This window comes from Oscillibacter sp. 1-3 (genome assembly GCF_000403435.2).
In the GTDB taxonomy this organism is placed as follows: Bacteria; Bacillota; Clostridia; order Oscillospirales; family Oscillospiraceae; genus Oscillibacter.
The window spans coordinates 549,220-573,154 of sequence record NZ_KE159703.1 but is presented as its reverse complement, the minus strand read 5'-3'; the positions used below and the strand labels follow the sequence as shown (position 1 = coordinate 573,154).

The 23,935-nt window shown below is 56.8% G+C and carries 25 protein-coding genes, 1 tRNA gene and 2 pseudogenes; 11 read left to right on the top strand and 17 right to left on the bottom strand.

Annotated elements, in window-relative coordinates:
• Positions 1–74: 74 nt before the first annotated feature.
• The 4 genes from C816_RS02795 to C816_RS21530 all read right to left on the bottom strand — a co-directional run bounded on the left by C816_RS02795 (position 75) and on the right by C816_RS21530 (position 2,385).
• Positions 75–695, bottom strand: a complete 621-nt coding sequence (locus C816_RS02795) for a hypothetical protein (protein WP_016320898.1) — start codon at positions 693–695, stop codon at positions 75–77.
• 166 nt (positions 696–861) lie between these two features.
• Positions 862–1,296 carry a response regulator transcription factor gene (locus C816_RS21535; protein WP_016320897.1) on the bottom strand — a complete coding sequence of 145 codons (435 nt, stop codon included), beginning with the start codon at positions 1,294–1,296 and terminating at the stop codon, positions 862–864.
• Between the two features lie 97 nt (positions 1,297–1,393).
• A complete protein-coding gene (locus tag C816_RS02785) occupies positions 1,394–1,645 on the bottom strand; it encodes a hypothetical protein (protein WP_016320896.1) in 252 nt (83 codons plus the stop codon).
• Between the two features lie 269 nt (positions 1,646–1,914).
• The gene (locus C816_RS21530) at positions 1,915–2,385 is read right to left on the bottom strand and encodes a hypothetical protein (RefSeq protein WP_016320895.1); all 471 of its coding nucleotides are present in this window, start codon (positions 2,383–2,385) and stop codon (positions 1,915–1,917) included.
• A 443-nt stretch (positions 2,386–2,828) separates the two neighbouring features.
• On the opposite strand from C816_RS21530, the gene C816_RS02775 reads away from it, so the two are divergent.
• The gene (locus C816_RS02775; protein ID WP_016320894.1) at positions 2,829–3,527 is read left to right on the top strand and encodes a DUF4368 domain-containing protein; all 699 of its coding nucleotides are present in this window, start codon (positions 2,829–2,831) and stop codon (positions 3,525–3,527) included.
• Positions 3,528–3,603: 76 nt separating this feature from the next.
• Here C816_RS02775 and C816_RS22300 read toward each other — a convergent pair.
• Positions 3,604–4,111, bottom strand: a pseudogene (locus C816_RS22300) (IS5 family transposase); the annotation flags it as partial.
• A gap of 343 nt (positions 4,112–4,454) precedes the next feature.
• On the opposite strand from C816_RS22300, the gene C816_RS02770 reads away from it, so the two are divergent.
• The 6 genes and pseudogenes from C816_RS02770 to C816_RS21510 all read left to right on the top strand — a co-directional run bounded on the left by C816_RS02770 (position 4,455) and on the right by C816_RS21510 (position 8,190).
• Positions 4,455–4,853: an RNA polymerase sigma factor gene (locus C816_RS02770; protein ID WP_040654827.1), complete on the top strand. Its 399-nt coding sequence runs from the start codon at positions 4,455–4,457 to the stop codon at positions 4,851–4,853.
• A 387-nt stretch (positions 4,854–5,240) separates the two neighbouring features.
• Entirely contained in the window at positions 5,241–5,420 is a 180-nt protein-coding gene (locus tag C816_RS22295; protein ID WP_016320892.1) for a cysteine-rich VLP protein, read from the top strand.
• Positions 5,421–5,432: 12 nt separating this feature from the next.
• Positions 5,433–5,693 (top strand): replication initiator protein A, encoded by a 261-nt coding sequence (locus C816_RS02765; RefSeq protein WP_016320891.1) that lies wholly within the window; start codon positions 5,433–5,435, stop codon positions 5,691–5,693.
• A 208-nt stretch (positions 5,694–5,901) separates the two neighbouring features.
• Positions 5,902–6,129 carry a hypothetical protein gene (locus C816_RS02760; RefSeq protein ID WP_016320890.1) on the top strand — a complete coding sequence of 76 codons (228 nt, stop codon included), beginning with the start codon at positions 5,902–5,904 and terminating at the stop codon, positions 6,127–6,129.
• A 53-nt stretch (positions 6,130–6,182) separates the two neighbouring features.
• Positions 6,183–7,696: pseudogene (locus tag C816_RS23385) on the top strand (recombinase family protein).
• Between the two features lie 125 nt (positions 7,697–7,821).
• On the top strand, positions 7,822–8,190 hold the full coding sequence (locus C816_RS21510; RefSeq protein ID WP_155978875.1) for a hypothetical protein: 369 nt from the start codon (positions 7,822–7,824) through the stop codon (positions 8,188–8,190).
• Positions 8,191–8,214: 24 nt separating this feature from the next.
• Here the strand turns inward: C816_RS21510 and C816_RS02750 are convergent, their stop codons facing one another.
• The 8 genes from C816_RS02750 to C816_RS02715 form a co-directional block, all read right to left on the bottom strand.
• The gene (locus C816_RS02750) at positions 8,215–8,793 is read right to left on the bottom strand and encodes a nuclease-related domain-containing protein (RefSeq protein ID WP_081646245.1); all 579 of its coding nucleotides are present in this window, start codon (positions 8,791–8,793) and stop codon (positions 8,215–8,217) included.
• 303 nt (positions 8,794–9,096) lie between these two features.
• Positions 9,097–10,284 carry a 4-hydroxybutyrate dehydrogenase gene (locus tag C816_RS02745; RefSeq protein WP_016320882.1) on the bottom strand — a complete coding sequence of 396 codons (1,188 nt, stop codon included), beginning with the start codon at positions 10,282–10,284 and terminating at the stop codon, positions 9,097–9,099.
• A 222-nt stretch (positions 10,285–10,506) separates the two neighbouring features.
• Positions 10,507–11,478, bottom strand: a complete 972-nt coding sequence (locus C816_RS02740) for a transketolase family protein (protein WP_016320881.1) — start codon at positions 11,476–11,478, stop codon at positions 10,507–10,509.
• A 15-nt stretch (positions 11,479–11,493) separates the two neighbouring features.
• Positions 11,494–12,348: a transketolase gene (locus C816_RS02735; protein WP_040654546.1), complete on the bottom strand. Its 855-nt coding sequence runs from the start codon at positions 12,346–12,348 to the stop codon at positions 11,494–11,496.
• A gap of 304 nt (positions 12,349–12,652) precedes the next feature.
• A complete protein-coding gene (locus C816_RS02730) occupies positions 12,653–14,221 on the bottom strand; it encodes an alkaline phosphatase family protein (RefSeq protein WP_016320879.1) in 1,569 nt (522 codons plus the stop codon).
• 118 nt (positions 14,222–14,339) lie between these two features.
• On the bottom strand, positions 14,340–15,116 hold the full coding sequence (locus C816_RS21505) for an HAD family hydrolase (RefSeq protein ID WP_016320878.1): 777 nt from the start codon (positions 15,114–15,116) through the stop codon (positions 14,340–14,342).
• A 280-nt stretch (positions 15,117–15,396) separates the two neighbouring features.
• Positions 15,397–16,134, bottom strand: a complete 738-nt coding sequence (locus tag C816_RS21500) for an HAD family hydrolase (RefSeq protein WP_016320877.1) — start codon at positions 16,132–16,134, stop codon at positions 15,397–15,399.
• 15 nt (positions 16,135–16,149) lie between these two features.
• Positions 16,150–16,884, bottom strand: a complete 735-nt coding sequence (locus C816_RS02715; protein ID WP_016320876.1) for an HAD family hydrolase — start codon at positions 16,882–16,884, stop codon at positions 16,150–16,152.
• A 358-nt stretch (positions 16,885–17,242) separates the two neighbouring features.
• Between C816_RS02715 and C816_RS02710 the strand changes: the two genes are divergently transcribed.
• The 4 genes from C816_RS02710 (at position 17,243) to C816_RS02695 (ending at position 20,959) form a co-directional block, all read left to right on the top strand.
• On the top strand, positions 17,243–18,247 hold the full coding sequence (locus C816_RS02710) for a LacI family DNA-binding transcriptional regulator (protein ID WP_016320875.1): 1,005 nt from the start codon (positions 17,243–17,245) through the stop codon (positions 18,245–18,247).
• A 73-nt stretch (positions 18,248–18,320) separates the two neighbouring features.
• Complete coding sequence (locus C816_RS02705; RefSeq protein ID WP_016320874.1) at positions 18,321–19,049, top strand: PHP domain-containing protein; 729 nt, start codon at positions 18,321–18,323, stop codon at positions 19,047–19,049.
• Positions 19,046–19,927 carry a PfkB family carbohydrate kinase gene (locus C816_RS02700; protein ID WP_016320873.1) on the top strand — a complete coding sequence of 294 codons (882 nt, stop codon included), beginning with the start codon at positions 19,046–19,048 and terminating at the stop codon, positions 19,925–19,927. Before C816_RS02705 ends, C816_RS02700 begins: the two co-directional genes overlap by 4 nt.
• Before the next feature lie 156 nt (positions 19,928–20,083).
• Entirely contained in the window at positions 20,084–20,959 is an 876-nt protein-coding gene (locus C816_RS02695) for a hypothetical protein (RefSeq protein WP_016320872.1), read from the top strand.
• A 64-nt stretch (positions 20,960–21,023) separates the two neighbouring features.
• On the opposite strand, the gene C816_RS02690 is transcribed toward C816_RS02695, so the two are convergent.
• The 4 genes from C816_RS02690 to C816_RS02680 all read right to left on the bottom strand — a co-directional run bounded on the left by C816_RS02690 (position 21,024) and on the right by C816_RS02680 (position 23,057).
• Positions 21,024–21,635 (bottom strand): DUF4352 domain-containing protein, encoded by a 612-nt coding sequence (locus tag C816_RS02690; protein WP_016320871.1) that lies wholly within the window; start codon positions 21,633–21,635, stop codon positions 21,024–21,026.
• A 180-nt stretch (positions 21,636–21,815) separates the two neighbouring features.
• Positions 21,816–22,181 (bottom strand): VOC family protein, encoded by a 366-nt coding sequence (locus tag C816_RS02685; RefSeq protein WP_016320870.1) that lies wholly within the window; start codon positions 22,179–22,181, stop codon positions 21,816–21,818.
• A 224-nt stretch (positions 22,182–22,405) separates the two neighbouring features.
• Positions 22,406–22,546, bottom strand: coding sequence for a hypothetical protein (locus tag C816_RS25525; RefSeq protein WP_081646243.1), 141 nt, complete (start codon positions 22,544–22,546; stop codon positions 22,406–22,408).
• A 420-nt stretch (positions 22,547–22,966) separates the two neighbouring features.
• Positions 22,967–23,057: transfer RNA gene (locus C816_RS02680), tRNA-Ser, on the bottom strand.
• Positions 23,058–23,935: the final 878 nt, after the last annotated feature.

Sequence of the window (23,935 nt, the reverse complement as noted above, 5' to 3'; positions counted from 1 at the left end):
GAGGGACTGGCTTTCCTCAAACAGCGCTGGAGCGCCGCTCCGGCAGCGATAAGCGGGTATCCAAAGGCGCGGGCTTACTTCTGGCTTTCGACCTCAAAGCGATAGCCTTCCTCGGGATTCCCGTACAGGCCCACCGTCACCTCAGACACGCCTTCCAGGTCTTGCTCGAAAAAGCTGTCCGAGTTGAGGACCGCGGAGCTGAGCTGATCGCCCTCCTGGATCTCGGAGGCCAGGCCCCAATACAGCTTGGGATGCAGCACGAAGGTCGCCTTCTGATTGTAGGACACGACCTGTTTGGTCATGACCACGCGGCCGTCCTTATACAGGCTGACGCTGACGCCGCCGGGGGTCTGGATGTCGCTGCAAACGTCAATGGAGGTCGTGCTGGAGGCGTTTCCATCGGATCGAAGGACAATGCCGGTGCTGTCCTTGGCGACGCAGAAGCGGCTGCCGATGACTGCGGGCAGCATAGCCGTCCGGCAGCAGCCGTCGTTCCAGGAGGCGCTGATTTCAGTGGAGATGGGGAAGGTGAAGTCGCAGGAGGAGCCGCGCCCGACCTTGTTAATCACACGCCAGGCCACGCCCTCCCGCAGGGCGTCGAAGCTGGGGATCTCGTTTTTGGTGAATACGAATACAGACGGCTGATCCAGATTCATGGAGTGGTTGACATATTTGATGTTCACATTGCTGCTCATAAAAACCTCCTACCTTACTTGTGAGCTGCCCGGGCTTATACGAGGTGTCTTTGGTTCAAACCACATGCTAATTATGTAAAATCCGCAAAGCTTTTTCAATTCCCTAATTTCAGTAGTTTTGCCTGAGCGATGCAGAATCCTACCAGTTTCCGCAGTCCGGATCCGCCTAAACCGGGAGATCTTCCAGCGAGAGCAGCCCCAGCTGTAGTGCTTTGACTACGGCCCGCACAGCGTTTTCGGCGTCCAGCTGGCGGTACAGGTTCTTTTTGTGGTACTGCACGGTTTCCTGGGTGATGTGCAGGTCGGCCGCGATCTGCCGGTCGGTCATGCCTCCGGCGATACACAAAAGAATCGTCCGCTGACGCGCGGTTAAATGGATGGACTCCGTTTTCTGGCGGATGTGGGAGCTTGTCACCTGCCGAAGCTCCAGCGACATGCTGCCGATCAGCTGCCGGAGCAGCACGGGAGGCCAGTCGGATATCTGCTTTTGGTTTGTAACAATGGCCAACGTGACAGAGGAGCGATCAGGGGTGAATGGGGCGCTGTACAGGGTGCAGTTCGTTAAAAGGGTGCAGTAGTTTTGCTGCGGGAAGGTCCACATCGGCTCACTGTGCCGAATGGACAGGGCAACGGCATTGGTGCCCGCATGAGCCTCGGAAAAAGAGAAACCAGGTCTGAAAAGCCGGAAAATCGGAAGTTCAGGTATTTTTTTTCAGTAGTATTCCCTGCTGGCTGACCAGAAGAAACGCGGAGGCTTTTGGCAGGCTGGCGGCGGTGGGCACCGCACAGGACTCAAAGGCGGAAATGTTGTTGTGCGACTGCTCACACAGCGTTTTAAGCTGCTGATCCGAGAGCGGGTAAAGCTGCCGGGTGGAATCGGGCGACAGTCCCGCCTGTGCGCATCTTCGCCAGGAATCCAAGACGATCCGTTCGTTTCGTGAATTTTTCATTGTAGCACTCCTCACTATCGTTTAGTAACCCCCTGCTGTGCGTATTGACAGCTTTGCCGGATGCGCGTGCTGCCTGTGTGGCGATCACCGCGATCGGCCGTTAGGTTTTCACAGCGGATCCTTCCATTCTGGGAAAAATCGGCTTTCGCTGGCCGAAACCGTTTGAGACCGGCTTCTTACCCTAATTATAAAATAAATTGTCAGGCCAACCACCTGCATTTCACACCCTAAATCACACACTTTACGAAATGGACATCAAAAATGGTTATCTAATTTATATATCGAAATTTTAACCATTGGTCCAAAGCGGCGAGAGGGACTGCTTCTTCTGCGGCTGATCCTGTGAGTCGGATTGTGGATTGGGGATATTGGGGACCGATTCGCGTAAAGCCCCACATTTCCAGTGTACGGCGTGCTATAATGTGGTGTGCTGAATGAGAAGCTGATGCGCGGTCAACGTGATAGCAGCGGAAGGTTCGCGCTTTCGATAGCTGCTCTTGCAGGGGCTGGATGCTGGCCTCATCTATCACTCCGCTGAAGCTGCTGGGGTGCAGGTAGAGATCCTGCTGGCCCATGGTGACTGTGTCGCAACCTCCGTTGTACCCCAGGGTAGCTGTCCACCCCAGCTCTTGGAACAGGCGGCGGCTTTCCTTTTCGAATGCGGTTCTGTCGGCATCGCTTGTCCAGCCGGAGTTGTAGCAGTCGGTGCGGATGCGAAAGTAGACTTGCCGGTATGCCATGCTGATTCCTCCTTGCTATTGAAATAAAAAAGCCGCCCTCGGCCCACCAAATAGTTTCTGGCAGGCGAGGGCGGCGATTTGCTGTGTTTTAAGATTTTAGGTATCCGAATTCTCATAAAAAGCAATCATTTGCTTTGGAAGTAATTACGATGACAGCGATTTTACTCCGTCTGTGGGAAACCTGTTTTTGCATCTCTGGTGCGTAAATTTCTTGAAACGGAAGGCCGTTTTGAAAAACTCAACTTTTTCGTGCTTTTATTTTCCAAAACGTTCCGTTTCAGCCGCTGTTTCTAAATTTTATTCTGCCGATTTCGGGCTGTATCTTTTTTATCTACACAAGGTTTGAAAATGCCCATGAAGCAATCATAGATGCTGACACATGGGCGCGGGTACAGGAATTACGGAAGAACAAACGCCGCCCGACAAGAACGGGAAAGACGAATATGTTTTCCGGCATTGTCCGCTGTGCTGACTGTGGCGAAAAACTGTACTACTGCACAGGCAAAAATTTTGAAGCGCGGCAAGACCATTTTGTATGTTCCACTTCAAGGCTCAAGGGAAAAGAAGTCTGCCCGACGCATTATATCCGCGCCGTAGTTTTGGAACAGGGTGTGTTTGCGCATCTCCGGCTGACGATTGCCTGTGTAGCCAACCATGAAGAACAATTCCGTAAGGCTATGGGCGCAAAACAGAAAGCAGACGCAAAACGGGAGTTGACGGCAAAGCGGCGGCAACTGACGCAAGCGGAACGCCGGATTGCGGAACTTGACCGATTGTTTAAACGTATTTATGAAGATAACGCAAATGGTAAACTTTCTGACAGCAGATTTCAAATGCTCTCTGACGATTACGAACAGGAGCAGGAAGAACTGCGGGAAAAGCTGTTGCAACTGAATGAAGAAATTAACCGACAGGAAGAACAGGCAGAGAACATTGAACGGTTCATTAGCAAGGTACATGAGTATTTCGACATGGACGAACTGACACCCGCCGTACTGAATGACATGGTGAAAGCAGTTTACGTCCATATGGCGGACACTTCAAACGGACACAGGGAACAGCAGATTGACATATCCTATGACCTTGTGGGAATACTCCCCGCGTCCCTGCTGAACGACTTACAAAACGGGGAAACGGCATAGCCAACGCTACGCCGTTTCCAAAAAACAAATCTAATACTGTCTTACGAGTATCTAACTTACAGCAGATGGTGTCGTCAATAATCGCGTCTGTGTCATAGCCCCGGTCTGCCAAAAGATATTTCGCCCGGAAACCCTCCATCAGTTGCGCTGTAATTGTGCAATCCGCTTTGGTACCAGAAGTGATAAAGAATCGCACCGGCATACCATGCGCATCCACGGCCAAATGTATCTTGGTGTTAATCCCCCTTTTGTACGGTCCATCGCCTGATTGCCGCCCCGTGTGCCAGCAGCGTCCGGATGCGCTTTGACATGGCTGGTATCCATCATCAACCACTCAAAGTCTGTGTCATCCACCAGCGCTTCCAGAATCCTTTCCCAAATTCCCTTATCTCGCCATCGGCAAAACCGTCGGTGTACATTCTTCCAGTTTCCATAGGTTTCTGGCAAGTTCCGCCAAGGCGCTCCGGTGCGCAGAATCCAGAATACTCCGTCGATGAACTGCCGGGTGTCTCGAGCATTCCCGCTTCGTTTCCCTTTTCGCCTATCGTGTATGGCTCGATTTTCTCCCAACCTCTATCGCTTATACCGTGTCGCCGCTATTCCTTTCCCATTTTTCAGCCCTCCTATTTCTTTGAGGACTATTTTATCATATTTTTATTGACGATACCATCTAGGCCCTGTTTGAAAAATAAATATTGCACAAATAAAGAGTTAGTGCAATATTTATTTTTCAAACAGGGCCTACCCACACTTGCGAAAATAGTCCTTTCCTGTCTGCCTACAATGTTGTCCCCAGCACCCGAATAGCCTTGTGCTGTTCGGGCGCTTTTGCTTTTTCGGTGGGCTATCCAACCGGGCCCCGGTGCTACGGCCCGCCCCTCCTGTTCAGATTTCGCTTACCCCAAATCTGAACAGGAGGAAAACAAGATAGAGATCACCATCAAGAGATACAGCCGCAAACTGACCTATGAGGACGCTGCCACCCTGGACGAGTTCTGGGAGCTGGCCAAGCGCACTGAGCGGATCCTTGACCGGGAACAGCGGCGGCACTGGGACGGGCGCGAGCGTGACGAGTACATAATCGCTGCCCAGGGGGGGGTGCCCTACTGCGCTACCCCGGAGGAATTGGTCTGCCAGCAGGAAACGCTAGATGAAATTCTGGTGGTGCTGGCCCTCTGCACGCCTACCCAGCGGGAGCGGTTTCTGCTCTATGCGCTGTACGATTACAGCTATGCAGAAATTGGGCGGCTGTGCGGCTGTTCCAAGGCCGCAGTTTATGAGAGTATTGAGGGCGTTCGGAAAAAGTTTTTCAAATTTTACTGCTGACTGCCCTAATGATCACCCCGGCATGATGGCTACCAGGTGAGGGACAAAATCCCTATCACCGGGAGGGACAAGCTGCTTCGGCGGCTTGTCCCTCCTATGCCAAGAAGGTCAGAATGTCAGCGATAAAGCAGCTTCAACAAGAGTGTGTCCGTTTCTTACAGCGCACTTATACACCGTTTCGGTGTCGTGCGCCCTGCTGGGGGCATTGCGTCCTTCGGACGTGATGGGGAGCTGTACTCCCCAAACCCCTTGTGCACCCACAGGAACGGAACACCCGCTCTGCGTCTGTTCCTTTTCTGCGGGTCAGGTATCGTCAGTGCCAGATTGGCGCTCACGTTAAAAACGCAAATCTGACGTTTTTAGGATTTTGCCGGGGGAACGTGTGAAATGGCGCTATCCGAAATCCCTCACATGACCTATCAGCAGTACCGCACAGCCCGGCGGCTGGTGCATGAGTGTTGTAACTACGATTGCAGGAACCGCCTGCTCCTGGACAACGGCAAGGAGGCCCATGCCATCTACATGACAACAACTACCGAATTGCCACCTTATTTCTTTTTCCCCTGATTCCTGATAGAGATGGAGCTGACCTTTACCGCCAAACTGACCTATGCCCGTTTGCTTAACCAAGCGCGGCTGTCCCAACTCAACAAATGGACGGACGAGGCCGGAAGAGTTTATATCATATTCCTGATTGAGAAGATTGCAAAAATGCTCGACAAGTGTCCGACTACTGCCAAGAGTGTGCTGACGGAATTGGAGGCGGCAGGACTGATTGAGCGCAAGCAGCAGCAGTTCTCCAAGCCCAACCATATCTATGTGAAACTTCCTGATGGATAAAAATTTTCCCTTCTCGATAGTCAAAAAACTGGTCGTGTAATAGGGCAGAAACCCGGCTGGCGTAGGTAAAAAACCTGCCCCCCCTAATGAGAACTATAAGAACAATACCAAGTATAAATAAGCGGGAACGAGTGGGAGTAAATAGCGCCCACTTTTCGGACAAATGTCCGCAGCTACATCTTAAAAATCTGAAAACAAGGAGTTGCCTATGGTGCATATCAGCTACAAAACACAGACCGAGATTGTCACCTCCCAGGGCCGGGAAATCCCGCTGGAAAACCTCACGCCCTTCCTCACCCCGGAACAGGAGGCGGTGAAGCGCCGGAAGTTGGAGCAGCGGCTTTATGAGGTGTTCCGCAAGTACACCAGCCACCGGCAGACGGAGGAACCGGCCCAGCTAAATTTTTGCCGCGCCGTTGCTTTGCGGAGCTGCTGACGGTATAATGAAGCTGTCAGCAGCTCCGTTTCTTTTCAGAAAGGGAGCGCAAAATGAACAACCGAATTGACGCGATTTATGCAAGACAGTCCATTGACAAAAAGGATAGTATTTCTATCGAAAGTCAGATTGAGTTTTGCAAATACGAATTGAGAGGCGGGAGTTACAAGTAATATCAAGACAAGGGTTACAGCGGCAAGAATACGGACAGGCCCCAGTTTCAAATGCTGGTGGAGGACATCAAGCGTGGGCTGATTGCCAGGGTAGTCGTTTACAAACTCGACCGCATCAGTCGTTCCATTTTGGACTTCGCAAACATGATGGCTTTGTTCCAGGAGTACAACGTGGAATTTATTTCTTCCACTGAGAAGTTCGACACGTCCACACCGATGGGCCGGGCGATGCTGAACATCTGCATTGTGTTCGCGCAGTTAGAGTGAGAGACTATCCAGAAGTGAGTGCAGGATGCATGGTATTCCCGGTGTCAGCGAGGTTTCCAAATGGGTGAGCGTGCGCCCTACGGTTTTAGGACAGAGCCTATCATCATTGACGGCATCCATACAAAGAAGCTGGTGATTGAGCCGACAGAGGCGGCGTTCGTTCGCAAGATGTACGATATGTATATCGACCCGCGCATTTCGCTCCACGACATCGCCACCCAGCTTACGGCCCAAGGCGTGAGGTCATTCTATGGAAAACCGTTTTCCAAGTCAACCATCAGCCTAATCCTCCGCAATCCAAATTTACGCAATGGCTGACCTGGACATTTACGAGTTTTTCAAGAGCCAGGGAACGGAGATTTACAACGATGCCGCCGACTTCGCAGGAACCAACGGCTGCTATTATTATCGCAGTAAGGGCAATACTGATAACAAGCACAAATATCTGCAAGGGCAGATGTTGGTGTTGGCCCCCAGCGAGGGTTTCATCCCGTCTGAGTTGTGGCTTCGGGTACGAAAGAAAATCATGACAAGCCAAAGCTACCAGCCCGCGAGAAAAGTCCGCAATACCTGGATGGCGGGGAAAATCAAATGTGGAAATTGCGGTTACGCTCTGATGTCGGCCCACTCCTGCGGCTATATCTATTTACGCTGCTCGAAACACACCGAGAACAAAGTCTGTCCCGGTTGTGGTACGGTCAAAATGCAGGAGTTGGAGGCATTAGTTTACCAGCAGCTGGTGAAAAAACTGGAGGACTATATAAGACGCTACGGGCCGTAAAAAGAAAAGAGCCGCCAACCCGAAACTGACGGCAAAGCAGATGGAACTGGTCCAGGTGGAAAACGAGATCGAAAAGCTGCTGGACACGCTGACGGGTGCGACCCCAGTGCTGATCTCCTACGCCAACGCCAAGATTGAAGAACTGGACAACCGCCGTCAGGCCCTTGCCAGCGAGATTGCCAAGCTGACCGCCGAAGCGGTGTCCCTGGAGCAGATTGACACGATTTCCAATTACCTGGACGATTGGGAGAATGTCAGTTTCGAGGACAAGCAGCAGGTGATGGATTTGATGATTACCGTCATTCGTGCCACCAGCGAGAAACTGCAAATTGAGTGGAAAATCTGACGGCGGGCATACCGTCAGGCCATTATCTTCTTATGCCCTTGTCCATTTATGGGGCGCCATTGCCCCTGTCATAAAAAGTTCATTCAGCGGACAGAATAAACCATCCAAAGAAAGGCTGGTGCATTGTGATGGGCTGTGAAAACTGCGGCGGGTGCGGCTCCTGCGGAGGCGGCTGCCGCCGGGAAATCGTGCTGACGCCGCCAGAGGCGGCGCTGCTGCTGCGGCTGGGGGAGGTGGCTTTTCTGCCGGTGGCCCGCCGGAACAACAGCGGGACGCCGGTCTGCCTGGAGGAGGCGGACTACTCTTCCGCGGAGTACGGCGAGGCCCTGGCATGGCTGGAATTGAAGGGGCTTGTAAGCCTGGACTACGATCTGCCCCTGAGCAATTTCGACTATGCCGCCTACGGGGAGAATTTCCTCCATGGCAGCGCGGCCCTCACCGCTGCCGGACAGGAGGCGGTGGAGATTCTGGAATTGCAGGGAATTGAGATGTGACTTGAGCGGATGTTTCCCCCGCTATCAGCGGTATTTCAATCGAATGCTTTCAATATGTGTCTGCTTTACAGTGTCATCCACACAGGTGTACGGCTCAAGCCGATTATAGAGTCTTTCGATCTCCGTAGCCGTTAGCCTCGCACCGGCCTCCATTGCGTTTTCTTGAATGGCAGAAAAAAGCTCGCCGAGGTTCAGAATATTGTGTATTCCGCTTCTCCGAGGAACATCCTTCAGTACACAGCGATTACCAAACACGATATAAGAGAAATAGACCGGCGGGCCGCTCACAAACCGCATGGGACGGAGCAGCTGATATAATCGGTACAGATGTCCGTCATTTTGTAAGATAGGATTGTAAAAGCGGCGCTTCTGCGACCACCCCCGTCCCGCTGGAAGGGTCTGGGTCCAGTACCGCTGCTCCTTTGATCCAGAAATCCAGCCGCTGTAATTTTTGGATTCAAATACATATATCCCAGACTCGTGTAAAAGAACCACATCCAATTCCGTGGTTCCTCCGTTTTGTATGGGCAAATAGAGATTAAACAGAAACTTTCTGGGGGCCCCCAGAATCTCCAGGGCTTTGTAGATTGAAAATTCACCCAGAAGCCCCCGTCTCCCATAACTTGTTCATAAGAGTTTTGCGTTTGGACTGCGTACTCGGTTTGGTTATATTGTTCGCGCGCTCTTTCCCATCGCTTTCTTTCCGCCACAATTGGGAAACTTATCAGAATACAGATGAGGACTCCAAGCACCAACAATCCCATATAATCCCCCACTCCTTTTATGTTTCCAGTATAACACAGCTCCGGAGCCTGAACTAGAGGACGATTATCTCCACCTTACTCAAGTTCTTCAACAGAAAAACGGAGCGCCGGAAATCCGGCGCTCCGTTTTTACGTCTGGAAATCAGAAGCACTTGCGGTAGATGGCCTCCTCGGCCTCCAGATCGAAGGGATAGTAGGCGTTGGTCATCAGCCGCTGCTGATTGGCCTCCACGGACAGGGGGAAGGCCTTGAAGTCCGCCTCGGTGAAGCCGCAGTCCCGCAGGGGGCGCAGGGGCAGGATGCGCTGGAGCAGCGCGTTGAGTGTGGGGATGGCGTCCTTGGCCTCGCAGCCCAGAATCCGGGCCACCAGCTCCTTGAAGCGCATAATCTCGCCGTCGGGGTTCTTCTCGTCATAGTAGTCCAGGATGGCGCCGAAGAGCATATAGTTGCTTTCGCCGTGGGCCACATGATAGGTGCCGCCCAGGGGGAAGCTCATGCCGTGGACAGGGCCGCAGCCGGCTTTCAGGAAGGCGATGCCGGCATAGAAGCTGGCGGTCACAAACTCGTCCAGATACTCGAACCGGGCGTCCTGGCCCTTCTCGTCAATCAGCTTGAAGCCCTTGAGGATCACGTCCATGGCCTTCTCGGAGAAGAGCTCGGAGGTCATGGTCTTGCGGTGGGGGCTGAGGAAGGACTCCGTGGCGTGGACCAGGGCGTCGATGGCGGAGCAGGCGAAGGGCTTATAGGGCAGGGTCTTGATGAGGTCGGGGATCAGGCAGACCTTGTTGGGGATGATGTCGTCAGACACCAGGCCCAGCTTGGTCTCGCCGCCGGTGAGAACGCCGTCCTTCTCGTCCTTGACGATGGCCACGGAGATGTTGGTGCACTCGCTTCCGGTGCCGCAGGTGGTGGGGATGGCGATGACATCCTTCTCATGCTGGACGGGGAAGCGCTTGAAATACAGATTGTGCACGGTGTCGGGACGCTTGCAGCCCAGCAGCTTGCACAGGTCCATGATGGCGCCGCCGCCCACGGCGATGACGCGGTCATAGCTGTCGTAGGGGATGGCGTCGTACATGACCTGGATCATTTCCTCGCTGGGCTCGCCGGCGCCGAACTTCTCCTGAAACACGTACTGGCACTTGAGGCCGAGGTCCTTCATGAAGGGGGTGTAGATGAACTCGTTGGTGAGAACCACGTCCCGCTCGTTCAGCTTGAACTCCTCCGCCATGGCGGCGAAGGTGTCGAACTTATACACGGTGGGAGCAAAGATGATCTCGCGCTTGTCGGCCATCAGAGCGGCGGAAAAGGCGTCCATTTTCTGTGCCATTGCTATCAGTCTCCTTAATTAAAAGTTTCGGTCAAGCCTCGTGTGCCCCAAATGGGGTATTTCAAAGGCTTGCGGGGGTGCAGGGGGCGGCGCCCCCTGCGGTTCAGCCATAGGGTGGCTGAGAAATTGCGTCAGTTCTGTCCGGCAAAGCCGGACACCGCGTGTCACGGGGATCTTTACAGGGGCTCTGCCCCTGGACCCGCCGGATGCGGCTTCGCCGCCTTACTTGCGGGAAATGGCTTTTTTCACGGCCTCCACGATGTTGGCCGCCCGCAGGCCGTAGGTGTCCATCAGGAACGCCTGGGGGCCCACCTGGCCGAACTGATCCTGCACGCCCACAAACTCCTGGACGGTGGGGCAGTTCCTGGCGAGGCAGTTGGCCACCACGCTGCCCAGGCCGCAGGTCACGTTGTGGTTCTCGGCGGTGACAATGGCCCCGGTCTCCCTGGCGGCTTTCAGCACCAGCTCCTCGTCCAGGGGCTTCCAGGTGAACATATCGACGACCCTGACGCTGATCCCCTCGGCCTGGAGGGCCTCATAGGCTTTCAGGCTCTCGTCCACCATGATGCCGGAGGTGATGATGGTCGCTTTGTCATCCGCGCTCTCATGCAGGACAACGCCCTTGCCGATTTCAAACTCGCTGCCCTCGCCGTAGACCTGGATCACGTCCTTGCGGACGAAACGGGTGAAGCTCACGCCCTCCACGTTCACAAGACCCCGGGTGATGCTGGCCAGCTGGTCATAGTCCGCCGGGTCCAGTACGGTGGCCTCGGGGATGCTCAGGTACATGGCGGCGTCCTCCAGCGGCATGTGGGTGCCGCCGTTGAAGGCGGCGGTAACGCCGGCGTCGCTGCCCAGCACCCGGACGCTCAGCCCGGCGTAGGCGGCGGACATATAGATCTGGTCGTAGCACCGGCGGCTGGAGAAGGTGCCGAAGGAGTGGAAGAAGACCTTCTTGCCCGTGGCGGCCAGGCCCGCGGCCACGCCGGCGGCGTTGCCCTCGGCGATGCCGGCCTCAAAGGCCCGCTCGGGATAGTTCTTCCGCAATTGCTTGGTGTTGATGCATCCCATCAGGTCGCAGTCCACATAGACGATGCTCTTATCCTCGGCCATCAGCTCGTTCAGGGTCAGAGCCAGGCCGTCCCGGCAGGCCCGGGAGTCCTTTTCATGCTTGCCGATCAGTTTCACATTCATCTCTCTCACCCTCCTTTAAGCGTTCCGTGCGGCTTCCAGCTCTTTTTCAGAGGCCGCGATGGCCTCCAGCCACTGCTCCTCCTTGGGCTGGGAGGAGTGGTCGTGCTTGGGCTCCGCAAACGTCGCGCCCTTGCCTTTGCTGGTGTTCAGCACGATGCAGCTGGGTACGCCGCGGGTCTCCTTGGCCTTCTGGATGGCCTCGTAGATGGCCTTCACGTCGTGGCCGTCCACCACCTGGGTGTGCAGGCCGAAGCCCTCGGCCTTTTTGGCGATGTCGCCGTGGGCCAGGATGTCGTCCGTGGAACCGTCCAGCTGATAGCCGTTGTTGTCGATGAAGTAGATAATGTTGTCCAGCTTGTGGGCATAGGCGAAGTGGAAGCCCTCCCAGACCTGGCCCTCGTCAGCCTCGCCGTCGCCGATGACGCAGTAGACGTAATTATCCCGGCCGTCGATCCGGTTGCCCAGAGCCGCGCCGGTGGCGGTGGACACGCCCTGGCCCAGGGAGCCGGTGGTCAGGTCCACGCCGGGGGTGAGCTTGCGGTCCGTGTGGCTGGGGAACTTAGTGCCGGGCTGGTTCAGGGTGTAGGCCTCCTCCATGGGGTAGAAGCCCATCAGGCCAAAGGTGGCGTAGGCCACGGGGCCCGCGTGGCCCTTGCTGAGCACCAGCCAGTCCCGGTCCTCCCACCGGGGATTCTTGGGGTCGAACTTCATGACCTCGCCGTACAGCACGGCCATCAGGTCCGCCAGGTCCATAGACCCGCCCACATGGCCGAAGCCCCGGCTGTGGATCACCTTCAGCGTCTCCAACCGGATCTCCGCCGCCAGTACCTTGAGATTTTTTTCGTTCATCAGCTCTTTCTTCCTTTCCATGTTTTGCCGTCTGCCACGCCGTGGATTCCACAGGGCGCGGCCAGCGGTCAGAGCAGGACTTCCCGGGAACTGTGTGCGTTCACACAGATTTGCACGGTTACCACCGGAGGCCTTGTTCATTGCGGCTATATTTTACTCCTATTCAAACCGTCCCGTCAATATCTGTTTGAATTTTCACAATGGATTGGGGAAAACGCAAAAAAACCACTGTATTTCACTACAAATCATACAAAGGTTGAGGCGGCGCGGCGTCTGCCGCGCCGCCTGTCAGCAGCAGAGAGAGAATGGTGCCCGCCGGGGGAGCTTATTCGTACCGGGTGCCGGCGCCCTCTACCATGGCGTCGTAGGCCCGCTTGACCTTGTCGTAGTTCTTATCCCGGTCCAAAACCACGCCGCGGCCCACGCCGTCCACAATGCGGCCCACGCCGATGGCCTCCAGCTTCTCGTCGGTCTCCGCCAGCAGCGCGGGGGCGGAGCCGGGGTCCGTGGAGCGGCCGTCGAAGATAATGTGGAGATACACCCGCTCCAGCCCGTTGTCCCGGGCCATCTCGCAGATGTTCAGGGGGTAGTCAATGCAGCCGTGGGAGGACTTGTAGGTCAGGTACGCCAGCAGATGCAGGGCTGTGCCGTTCTTCTTGGCGTGCTCGATGGCCTGAAGGAAGATGGGATTCTGCTTAAAGCTGCCGTCCTTCACGGCGGCGTCCAGGCGGACGTCGTCCTGCATCACGCAGCGGCCCGCGCCCAGGTTGGAGTGGCCCGCCTCGGAGTTGCCGGCCTTCCCCGCGCCCAGACCCACGAACTCGCCGGAGGCGTGGAGCTTGGACCAGGACTTCTCCGCCAGCAGAGAGTCCCAGTAGGGGGTGTCGGCCAGATGGATGGCGTCGCCGTCGTCGCCGGTGCCCAGGCCCCAGCCGTCACAGATGATGAGGAGCATCTTCCGGCCCTGGCCCCAGTCCTTGCCCTCGCATAGGGGCCTGCCGTCCATCTCGGGCGGCTGAGGAATGCCCATGACGTTCAGCACTGTGGGGGACACGTCGCCCAGGGAGCCGTCCCGCAGCCGAATGGGGCTGGGATCGGCGGGGTCGATCATGATAAAGGGCACCAGGTTGGTGGTGTGGGCTCCGTCGGGCTTGCCGGCGGCGGTGTAGAGCTTTTCAATGTTGCCGTGGTCGGCGGTGATGGCCACCACATACCCCTTGCCCAGGGCGTCGTTGACCACTTTGTCCAGGTACTGGCTCACATAGCCGCAGGCCTTGATCTTGGCCTCAGTGTTCTGGGTGTGGCCGATGACGTCGCCGTTGGCGAAGTTGGTCACCACAAAGTCGTACTTGCCCAGGGCGTCCACCACGGCGTCCGCCACCTGGGGCAGGGAGAGCTCCGGCTTCTGGTCAAAGTCGATGCCCTTGGGAGAGGGGAAGCACAGATCGTCCTCCCCGGGGAAGGCATTGTTCTCGCCGCCGTTGAAGAAGAAGGTCACGTGGGCGAACTTCTCGCTCTCGGCGCAGTGGAACTGGGTCTTCCCCGCCTCGCTGAGGACCTGGGCCAGGGGCTTCACCACCTTGGCGGGGGCGAAGGCGATGGGCAGGTCCTTGAACTTGTCGTGGTACATGGTCATGATGACAAAGTCCAGGTCGTTGAGCTTCCGGCGCTCCGCCTTGTCGAAGCCCTCCTCCGTGAACATCTCGGTGAGCTCGATCTCCCGCTCGCCCCGGCGGCAGCAGAAGATAACCGCGTCGCCGTCGGAGATCTTGCCCACGGGCTTGCCGTCCTCCACCAGGACCATGGGCTCCAGGTGGTAGTCGTCCTGCCCCAGCTCGTATGCCTTTTTGACGGCCTCAGCCAGCTGAGCGCCGCCGCGTTTGATGTCTGCCATATCAAAAACCTCCTGTATCGATCAATGTGTCCTCGCTGCCGCCGCTTTGGCCCGGATGATTACCAGACCGGAGCGCGGGGCAAGGTTCTTCCGGGTTCTTTTTCTCTCAAGAAAGAGATCACTGTCCGTCGCTGGGGGGAATCAGCCTGTCGGCCGCCACCTGCCCGCAGGCGGGAAAGATGTCCAGCAGCTGGGGGAAGGTGTAGACCTTGCCGTCGGGCATGTTCTCCTCCGTCAGCTTCAGGGGCTTGTTTTTGTTGTACTGCACCGTGACTGTCATGCCGAAATCGCAGGCCTTGGCGCCCACGATGTCCCGGTTCAGGTTGTCGCCCACATAGCAGCAGTTCTCCGGCTGGGCGCCCACTTCCTCCATGGCGTAGTAGTAGATGGCCGGGCCGGGCTTGCGGACGTAGGTGATAGAGGACTGCTGGACGGTCTTGAAATAGGGCCGCAGGCCGTCGGCGTCCAGCCACTCGTCCACCTCCCGCCTGCCCACCAGGTCGCTGATGATGCCCAGCGTATAGCCCCGGGCGCACAGCTCCTTCACGGTTTCGGCGCCGCCTTCCACCACCGTGCGGCGGCCCTTGGTCTGGCGGTACTGGTACGTCAGCTCCGAGGCGTTTTTCAAAATGCGCTCCCGGTCCATATCAAAGGCCAGCCAGCGGGTCCACAGGACCTCCTCCGGGGCCTCGCACATGAATTTCAGCGCCCACTCCCGGTACTTGTCATACCGCTTGTCGATCACGTCGCTGAACCACTGGTTGGGGTTGTCGGTCTCCACGCCGCACAGCTCCGCGATCTTCGCCCGGGCGGCGGAGAGGTAGGCCGGGTCCTCGTCGATGACCCGGAAGGTGCCCCCCAGGTCCAGGAAGATGTATCTGATGTCGGTGTTCATATTCCATCAGCCTCCTTGTTGTTATAGTCGACACACCTGAAAAGAATGAGAATGATTCTTTCCAGCCCGGCGGCAGTTTTACTGCCGCCGGGGACCGTGTAAACGGTTGTGTGTTTGACTTCATAGGTGAAGCGCACAGGCAAGCCCGTCCGGCGGGTCAAAGACCCGCTGGTTGAAAATCCGAAATTTGCGGATTTTCAAACGCTTCAACTATATAGTCCTCTGGAAAACGGGAGACGCGCCCGGAGGGCCTCCTCCCCCGGACGTTCTCCAAATCCATTCAGTTCAGGGGCGGCAGCAGGTTCAGGATCTCCCGGAAGTCCTCCACCACCGCGTCGGGGCGGTTCTCCTCGGTGAACTCCACGGGGTGCTTTTTCTCCGGGGAGGAGAAGATGATGTTGCAGCCCACGCCGGCCTTCTTGGCGCCGGGGATGTCCCGCTTGATGTTGTCCGCCACGGACACGCACTCGCTCAGCTCCACGCCCATCTCCCTGGCGGCCAGCTGGTAGATCTCAAAGCAGGGCTTGCGCATTCCGCAGACGGAGGAGAGGATGACCGTATCAAAATACCGGTCCAGACCATCCTCCTCCAGCCAGTCGGGCACCTCGTTCTCGCCGATGAGGTTGGAGATAATTCCCAGCTTGTAGCCCCGCTCATGGAGGCCCTTGATGACCTCCACGCCGCCGTCCACAACGACCCGGCGGCCCTTGCACTGGCGGTACTGGAAGCTCAGCTCATGGCAGACCTGCCTGATGCGCGCCTGGTCGTAGTCCGGCAGCAGCCACTTGCACCACAGCTCCTCGTCGTTGGACTCCTTGTTCTCCCCCAGGGCCCACTTGCGGTAGGGCTCGTAGCGCTCCTCGATCATCTGGTAGAACTCCTCGTAAGGAACAGGGGAACCGGCGATCTCCGCCATCTTCCGCCGGGCGTGGCGCATCCAGGGCTCCTCCAGCAGGGCGATGCGGAGGGTCCCCCCCAGGTCGAAGAAGACGGCCTTGTAACGCTTTGTCGTATCCATAGCGCTCCTCCTTGTTTAAGTACGGGCGGGGAAGATGTCCAGCAGCTCAGACAGGGCGGTGATGACGTGGTCGGGGGTGAACTCCTTGCCGGTGGCGTGCTCGTTGTTCAGGGTGTCGGGCTCGTCGATGCGGATCATCATGCCGAAGCCCGCGGCCTGGGTGCCCTCCACATCCCGGACGGGGTTGTCGCCCACGTAGGCGCAGTTGGCCTCGGGCGTGCCGATGCAGCGGCACGCCAGGTGGTAGATCTCCGGGTTGGGCTTGCGCAACCGCACCTTGGAGGAGAGAATGGTGGTCTTGAAGCACTGGGCCACGCCGTCGGCGGCCATCCAGTCGGGGATCTCCGTCTCCGTGACAGTGTTGGCGATGATGCCCAGCGTGTAGCCCCGGGCGCACAGCTCTTTGATGGTGGCGACGGCGTCGGGCCGGGCTACACGGCGGCCGTCGTGGTCCCGCCACAGGCGGGTGAGCCGGGCGGCGTTGGCGAAGACCATGTTGGGCTCGTACTCCGGCAGCATATACTGGGTCCACAGCTCGCCCTCGGAGGCATCCAGCAGCGTCTCCTTGGACATCTTGCGGTACTTCTTCCACCGCTCCTCCAGCTTGGCGAAGAGCTCGTCATGGCTCTCCTTGGTCTGGATCAGCTCCATCAGGCCGGCCTCGGCCCTGTCAATAAAGTCCTGCTCCTTGAGCACAATGCGCAGGGTGTTGCCCACGTCAAAGAAAATCGTCTGAATATCCGGGGTCATTTCAAAGTCCTCCTTCAAAATAGTATACGAAACCGAAAACCGCGGAACCCCCGCCGGAAAGTCCCCCGGGGACCCGGCCGTCCGGCGCCGGGGACAAATCTGTAAACGTTTACGGCCTTTTACAGGTTTCATTCTAAATAACGGCGGGTTCTTTGTCAATATCCCAAATGCCAAAGTGTAGGGCGGTTTTTTCGTTTTTATGACCAAAAGACGGAAAAAATCAGATTGTTATTGACAATAGAAGGAAAATCATATATGCTTTTATTATGTGGCTGGCAGTGGGAACGGCGCTGCCGGCCGCGAAATATAAAGCGGAAACGTTTGCGGTTTTCCGGGCTGGGGAGGATGGCTGAATTCTATGAAAAGCGTAACGCTAAAGGATGTGGCAAAAGCCGCCGGCGTCTCTTACGCCACCGTCTCCCGGGCCCTGTCCGGCAGCCCCCAGATCGGCAGCGACACCCGGGAGCGCATCATCAAGCTCTGCGACGAGATGGGCTACACCACAAACTATGTGGCCCGGTCCATGGTGATGAAAAAAACGGACCTGATCGGCCTGGTGGTCCCCTCGGTGGACAACCAGTTCATGAGCGAGCTGGCCTACCACGCGGAGATGAGCGCCAGGGCCCATGGCTACAATATCATGCTGTGCAACTCCGGCCCGGACCTAAAGCAGGAGAAGACGGTGGTCAAGCTGCTGCTGGGCCGCCAGGTGGACGGCATCCTCATCGTGCCCCAGGGGCCCCAGACCTACGAGAACATCCGGGCCTACGCCGACCAGGTGCCCACAGTGTTCGTCAGCGAGAACCTGCGGGACCAGCCCCAGAGCTACGTCACCGTGGACAACAGCCGGGGCACCTACATCGGCACCAAGTACCTCTATGAGCTGGGCCACCGGGACATTCTGTACTTCGGCCGCCGCCACACCACCACCCACCAGCTGCGGGCCGAAGGGTATATGCGGGCCTGCCAGGAGCTGGGCCTCCAGCAACGGTTTTTCAACAGCGAGTACAGCCGCTCCTCCATCAACAACGGCTACCAGATGGCGCGGGACCTCTTCTCCCGCCCCATCGACTACACCGCCATTTTCGCCTCCACAGACTCCCACGCCCTGGGCGTCATGCGGGCGGCGGATGAGCTGCGGATCGACATCCCCGGACACCTGAGCCTGATCGGCTTCGACAACATCCCCTCGGCGGAGCTGCCCCGCATCGAGCTGACCACCATCGAGCAGCCCCTGCGGGAGATGGCGGTCCAGGCCGTGGATATGCTGCGGGACAAGATCGAGCACGGCACCCAGGGGTATGTCCACCAGATCCTCCTGCCGGGCCTTGTGAAGCGGGGCACCTGCCGCACGCTGGACTGATCGCCGCCAAAAAAATCCAGGGATGCCCGACAGCCACGCCGGACCCCCATAAAAGAAAGGGAGCAGATCTCATATGAACGGCTATCTCTACGACCCCCACACCCATACGGCGGAGACCAGCAGATGCGGCCGCCTCTTCGCCGCCGACGTGGTGGACCGCTACGTCCGCCACGGCTTTTCCGGCCTGGTGGTCACCGACCACCTCCATCCGGAGTACCTATCACGCATTGACACGGAGCACAATTGGGATAAGGTCATGGACCACTACCTCAGCGGCTACCACGCCTCCAGGAAGCGGGGCGACGAGGTAGGACTGGACGTGCTCCTGGGTGCGGAGTTCCGCTTCCCCGAGAACGACAACGACTACCTGGTCTACGGCATCGACGAGCAATGGCTGCGCTCCAACCCCTACGCCTGCTGCATGAGCGCCCAGGAGTTCTTCGACAAGTTCCACGACCAGGTCCTCATCATCCACGCCCACCCCTTCCGCAAGGGCAGCGCCCCTGTGCAGGAGACCGCCGTCCACGGCGCGGAGATCATCAACGGCAACCCCCGCCATGAGAACAACAACGACCAGGCCCTGGCGCTGTGCCGCCGCCATCCGGAGTACTTCCGTCTGGCGGGGTCCGACACCCACCGGGACGGGGACGAGGCCCGCACCGCCGTGGTTCTTCCGGAGCGGGTACACGATTCCTTTGCCTACAAGGCCTTGATCGAAAGCCGCAGTTTTCACCTCTGGAGCCCGTCGTTCCAGGAGTTTGTGGAGGCCGACGAGGCCATTCGGAAGGAGGCGGCGAAATGAGCCGTTTTGACTCTCTGATCATCGGCGAGGTGGCCCGGGACACCAACGTGGATTACGACGGCGCCACCGTCCAGGCCATTGGCGGCGCCGTGTACTACTCCGGCTTCGCCGCCGCCAACATCGGCCACAAAATCGCGGTGCTGCCCAAGGCGGACATGGCCCCGGAGGAGCTGGAGGCGGCTTTTGCCAAAGCGCCCAGCGCCGTGGTGTACCCCCTGCCCAGCACGCACTCCTTTGTGACCAAAAACGTCTACCACACCCCGGACCGGGAGCGGCGCACCTCCACGGTGGACAGCGTCATCGATCCCTACCGCACGGAGGAGGTCCCCGCTGAAATCGACGCCAAAATCTGGCACCTGGCGGGCCTGGTGGGGGGCGACATCCCCGACGAGATGATCCCCTTTGCCGCGGAGCGGGCCATGGTGGCCATTGACGTGCAGTGCATGCTCCGCTGGGTGGAGAACGGCGGCATGGTGTATCACGATTGGGCAGCCAAGCGGGAGATGCTGCCCTATGTCCGCTTTTTGAAGACCGACGCCGCCGAGGCGGAGATCCTCACCGGCCTCACAGACCGGGCGGAGGCCGCCAGAACGCTGTACGGCTGGGGCGCGAAAGAGGTTTTGATTACCCACAACACCGAGGTGCTGGTCTACGACGGAGCGGAGATCTACACCTGTCCCATCAGGGCCCGGAATCTCTCCGGCCGCACCGGGCGGGGAGACACCACCTTCGCCTGCTACATCAACGAGCGGCTGACGCAGGACATTCCCACGGCCCTCCGCACCGCCACGGCCCTGGTCTCTTTGAAGATGGAGACTCCCGGGCCCTATATGGGTACCCGGCAGGACCTGGAGGCCTATATCAAGGAATTCTATTAAACGGCACATAAGGGCGGCGCGCCGGAAACCGGCGCGCCGCCTGTTTGTTATTTTTGCCGTGAATCTGTATCCCTTTTGTAATCCTTTTGAGATTTCTTCCCCCCGGCGGAGTGGTATCCTATCCCTATCAGATTTTGATAGAAAGGACTTTCCGCTATGTACCGTTTACTCGCCTCTCTCCTTCTGCTTTGCCTTCTGCTGTCCCTCACCGCCTGCGGCGGAAAGCCCCGGGCCGATGCGCCCCCCGGCGGCGCCCCCGCTCGGGACCCAGCTGTCCCGCCGGAGGAGACGGACACAAAACCCGCTCTTACAGGGGATGAGGCCCGCCGGGCCGCCTTTGCGGAGATCCTCCGCACCGCCCATGACCAGCAGGTCCTGCCGGACGGCACGGTCCTGGACGGCAATTCCATCGAGGGCATTGAGGGCAATCTCTTTGCCCTGCACGACGTGGACGGCGACGGCGCGGCAGAGCTGATCCTCCTCTGGCAAAACGCCATGATGGCCGGTCAGACAGAGATTGTCTACGGTTACGACGAAACCGCCGGCGAAGTGCGCCAGGAACTGCGGGACTTCCCCGGCATTATCTTCTACGAGAACGGCGCGGCGGAGGCCCCCTGGTCCCACAACCAGGGCTGGGCCGGCGACTTCTGGCCCTACACCCTCCACCGCTTTCAGCCGGAGACCGGCGCCTATGAGAACATGGGCTCCGTGGACGCCTGGGACCAAATCCGCGTGTCCAATGGCTTCCCCCGGGATGTGGACGCCGACAGGGACGGCATGGTCTATGTCCTCCTCTCTGACAACTGGGACTTCACCTACCACCAGGACCCCGCCAGCGGCGAGGCGTACTGGTACTATGAGGAGCCGCCGGTGGACGGGGCGGAGTACCTGGCCTGGCGGGACGGCATTGTGGAGGACGCGGAGTCTCTGGAGCTGTCCTTCGTGCCCCTGACGGCGGAGAATATCGCCGGCGTTCTGGACGTGCCCTACGTGGAGCTCCTCACCACACTGCTGCCCACTCCGGCCGGATGAGGAACCGAAAACCCCCGGTCCCGCGCACGCGGGACCGGGGGTTCTGATCTTCAGAGAGAGCAGGTCATCTCTCCTCGGGAGTGAAGTACACGAAGAAGGTATCGCCCTCGTCACCCTCCTCAAATGCCTCCAGATAGGAGATGGAGAAATCCTTGTGCTCGGCGGGCACCTCGTACACCAGAAGGCCGGTGCGCTCCTGGTTCACGCCGAGCTGATATGTACCGGGCAGCTGGTCGTCGCTGATGGGGTCCAGCTCCTCATAGGTCTCCGGGTCGGTGGTGATGGGCAGACGGTAATCCTCGTCCCCGCTGCTGCCCCACTGGGCCTGGAAATCCGTGTCATACATCTCCACGCTGCTGGTAAAGGTGTTCTTCACCGTGATCTCCACCACCAGCATCTTGCAGCCCTCCGCCGCCGCGCGGCCGGCGAATTCGCCGCAGGTATAGGCGCTGTTGACGATGTAATTGAACCAGTAGGCATGCATGGTGTCGCCCATGCGTCCCTCAGCCCAACCGTCCTCCGCATAGACATCCCCATCGCCGGAGCCGACGTTATCGCCGCTGCCGCCGGAGCTGGTTCCGGAACTGGTTCCGGGACTCCCGGAATCCTTGCCTCCGCAGCCCGCCAGAGCCAGCACCATAACCAGCGCCAGCAATACCGATAACAACCGCTTCATTTGAAATCCCTCCAAAAATCTCTGAAATTCTATGCTCCCGCAGGCGTTTTTCCCTGCGGGGCAACAAATATTCTATCACTGCCACACAGCAAAGTCAACCAGCTCTTTGCCTTTCCGTCCGCTTTTTTCGCCTGCAAAAAACCGCCCGCGTCTCTTGACACAGGCGGTTTTTTGATCCCCTTACCGTCCGGGGATGATCTCGATCCAGTACCCGTCCGGGTCGCTGATGAAATAGATGCCCATGGCCGGGTTCTCAAAGCAGATACAGCCCATGCCGGCGTGTTTTTGATGGGCGGCCTCGTAGTCCTCCGCCGCCAGGGCCAAGTGGAACTCGCACTCCCCCAGATCGTATTTCTGAGGATGGTCCCGCAGCCACGTCAGCTCCAGGCGGAAGTCCGTCCTTCCGTCTTCCAGAAACACGATCACAAAGCTGCCGTCCTCCGCCTCCTTGCGGCGCGCCTCCTCCAGGCCCAGGGCGTCACGGTAAAATTGGATGGACCGCGCCAGGTCGGCTACATTAAAGTTGAAATGGTTGAATGTCAGCAAATTTCATCACCTCATAGACAGTATACCACAGGCTGCCCCCGCAACACAAGCGGGTTCTCCAGCAGGGAAGCGTCCATTGATCCTCCGCAATTTTTGGTTTCGGCTGCGGCTGTGCAGGAGCGGGGCTCTATCCCCGCCTGTTCTCCCGAAAACGCCAGGTTTGCGGTGAAGTGCCCCCTGTCAAGCAGACAAAACAGAAAATATCAGAAAAGAGTTTCCTTCTTTTATTTATCTCTGGACTCAAAAATTCCATAGGCGTCACACAGCCGAGTTTTTGGGTAACGCTCATTGTTATAAAAGTTGATGTATGCGGAAATCGCTTCATAAAGTTCATCATAGACATCAAAATACCAAAGGTAGTACATTTCGGATTTTAGGGTCTGTTTACATTAGGCCTTGTTTGAAAATTGGCGGAATGCCCAACGGCGAGAGATTTTTCTTCCAGACAAGGCAAAAATCCGCAGGAATACTTGGTGTATTTTCAAGAATTTTTAACGCCGTATGGCGGAAAAAGATCCGCTGTTTGGGCGGGGCGTTTTGACATTTTTCAAACAAGGCCTAATATCATATCTATAGCACTTGCGCTTTGCTATTTTGGAGCTACTATCCTGAAATCCTTTCCAGAGGCCGGCCTTGATCACTTCACTTTTCTGTATCACAATTATTATAGTTCTCCTTTTAGAAATAAAAATACCGCAGCGAAATCACTGCGGTGCAAAGCATTTACTATGTTGATTTATATAAAAATTGACAGACCACTCCCTTGGTGGTCTGTCAACTTATCATGGCGGAGATGGAGGGATTTGAACCCCCGCACGCCTTGCGGCGCCTACCGGATTTCGAATCCGGACCCTTCAGCCACTTGGGTACATCTCCATATTTTACTTCCAGCGATATTATGCCATAGATTTTCCTGCAATGCAAGACTTGCTTTACTTCCACATAGAATATTATATGAGCACAATACATTTTGGAAGATGGAAAGCATAAAGCGGAGTGGCTTGGGCACAAGCGATAAAGCAGCAATTTACTGACTCTCTGCCCCGGGAGTCAGTTTACACAAAGATCTGATTCAGCTATGGACATATTTGAAATTTCATGTATAAAAACAGCAGTTTCGATTTCTTTGGCGTTGAAATGCTGAAAATAAAAACAGATAATACTGTTGGAATAGGTTCATATAACAATTATTCTTTTCGAGTGCAGACCATTTTTTACACCACTAATGTGATGATCACTCAAGTATGATTGAATCAATTCTTTTGAATTATATAAATTGATTATGACCGACTTAATGTTTTCTATCGTTTCTTGTGATGCGACAGGGTACTCATTTTTAAATTCATCCGGAATCAACGACCTATTAATAACAATTTACATGCAGATACACGGCGATTGCCCTCCGCAACAGCTATTTTCCCTTCGTTATCGACACAGCCTGTTACCATTTCAGATCCATGTAAACAGTTAGTTCGTTCGATATTGCTTGCAAGCGAAGATATGTCCGCATACTTTAAAAGGTATTAATCACATCTGCCTCTTCAGGCATTTTAGAGGCATTGTCCACCAATGTACTGGATGCGAATCGAGGATTCTTTATATCTAACTTCAAGCTAAGCATATTTACCACACAATATCTATACGGTAGCGCCATCATTCCCCCTCCTTTATTTGCTATGTGGCTCTCTAGTTCTGGCAAAGTCATCAATTAAAGCCTCAATAAGACGGTCTGCGTCAGGGCCTAATTGATCAAC

What these genes read in the sequence shown, in the direction of transcription:
- C816_RS02795 (WP_016320898.1), bottom strand. Translation starts at nt 695, where the DNA reads ATGAGCAGCAATGTGAACATCAAATATGTCAACCACTCCATGAATCTG.
- C816_RS21535 (WP_016320897.1), bottom strand. Translation starts at nt 1,296, where the DNA reads ATGTGGACCTTCCCGCAGCAAAACTACTGCACCCTTTTAACGAACTGC.
- C816_RS02785 (WP_016320896.1), bottom strand. Translation starts at nt 1,645, where the DNA reads ATGAAAAATTCACGAAACGAACGGATCGTCTTGGATTCCTGGCGAAGA.
- C816_RS21530 (WP_016320895.1), bottom strand. Translation starts at nt 2,385, where the DNA reads ATGGCATACCGGCAAGTCTACTTTCGCATCCGCACCGACTGCTACAAC.
- C816_RS02775 (WP_016320894.1), top strand. Translation starts at nt 2,829, where the DNA reads ATGTTTTCCGGCATTGTCCGCTGTGCTGACTGTGGCGAAAAACTGTAC.
- C816_RS22295 (WP_016320892.1), top strand. Translation starts at nt 5,241, where the DNA reads ATGGCGCTATCCGAAATCCCTCACATGACCTATCAGCAGTACCGCACA.
- C816_RS02765 (WP_016320891.1), top strand. Translation starts at nt 5,433, where the DNA reads ATGGAGCTGACCTTTACCGCCAAACTGACCTATGCCCGTTTGCTTAAC.
- C816_RS02760 (WP_016320890.1), top strand. Translation starts at nt 5,902, where the DNA reads ATGGTGCATATCAGCTACAAAACACAGACCGAGATTGTCACCTCCCAG.
- C816_RS02745 (WP_016320882.1), bottom strand. Translation starts at nt 10,284, where the DNA reads ATGGCACAGAAAATGGACGCCTTTTCCGCCGCTCTGATGGCCGACAAG.
- C816_RS02740 (WP_016320881.1), bottom strand. Translation starts at nt 11,478, where the DNA reads ATGAATGTGAAACTGATCGGCAAGCATGAAAAGGACTCCCGGGCCTGC.
- C816_RS02735 (WP_040654546.1), bottom strand. Translation starts at nt 12,348, where the DNA reads ATGGAAAGGAAGAAAGAGCTGATGAACGAAAAAAATCTCAAGGTACTG.
- C816_RS02730 (WP_016320879.1), bottom strand. Translation starts at nt 14,221, where the DNA reads ATGGCAGACATCAAACGCGGCGGCGCTCAGCTGGCTGAGGCCGTCAAA.
- C816_RS21505 (WP_016320878.1), bottom strand. Translation starts at nt 15,116, where the DNA reads ATGAACACCGACATCAGATACATCTTCCTGGACCTGGGGGGCACCTTC.
- C816_RS21500 (WP_016320877.1), bottom strand. Translation starts at nt 16,134, where the DNA reads ATGGATACGACAAAGCGTTACAAGGCCGTCTTCTTCGACCTGGGGGGG.
- C816_RS02715 (WP_016320876.1), bottom strand. Translation starts at nt 16,884, where the DNA reads ATGACCCCGGATATTCAGACGATTTTCTTTGACGTGGGCAACACCCTG.
- C816_RS02710 (WP_016320875.1), top strand. Translation starts at nt 17,243, where the DNA reads ATGAAAAGCGTAACGCTAAAGGATGTGGCAAAAGCCGCCGGCGTCTCT.
- C816_RS02705 (WP_016320874.1), top strand. Translation starts at nt 18,321, where the DNA reads ATGAACGGCTATCTCTACGACCCCCACACCCATACGGCGGAGACCAGC.
- C816_RS02700 (WP_016320873.1), top strand. Translation starts at nt 19,046, where the DNA reads ATGAGCCGTTTTGACTCTCTGATCATCGGCGAGGTGGCCCGGGACACC.
- C816_RS02695 (WP_016320872.1), top strand. Translation starts at nt 20,084, where the DNA reads ATGTACCGTTTACTCGCCTCTCTCCTTCTGCTTTGCCTTCTGCTGTCC.
- C816_RS02690 (WP_016320871.1), bottom strand. Translation starts at nt 21,635, where the DNA reads ATGAAGCGGTTGTTATCGGTATTGCTGGCGCTGGTTATGGTGCTGGCT.
- C816_RS25525 (WP_081646243.1), bottom strand. Translation starts at nt 22,546, where the DNA reads ATGTACTACCTTTGGTATTTTGATGTCTATGATGAACTTTATGAAGCG.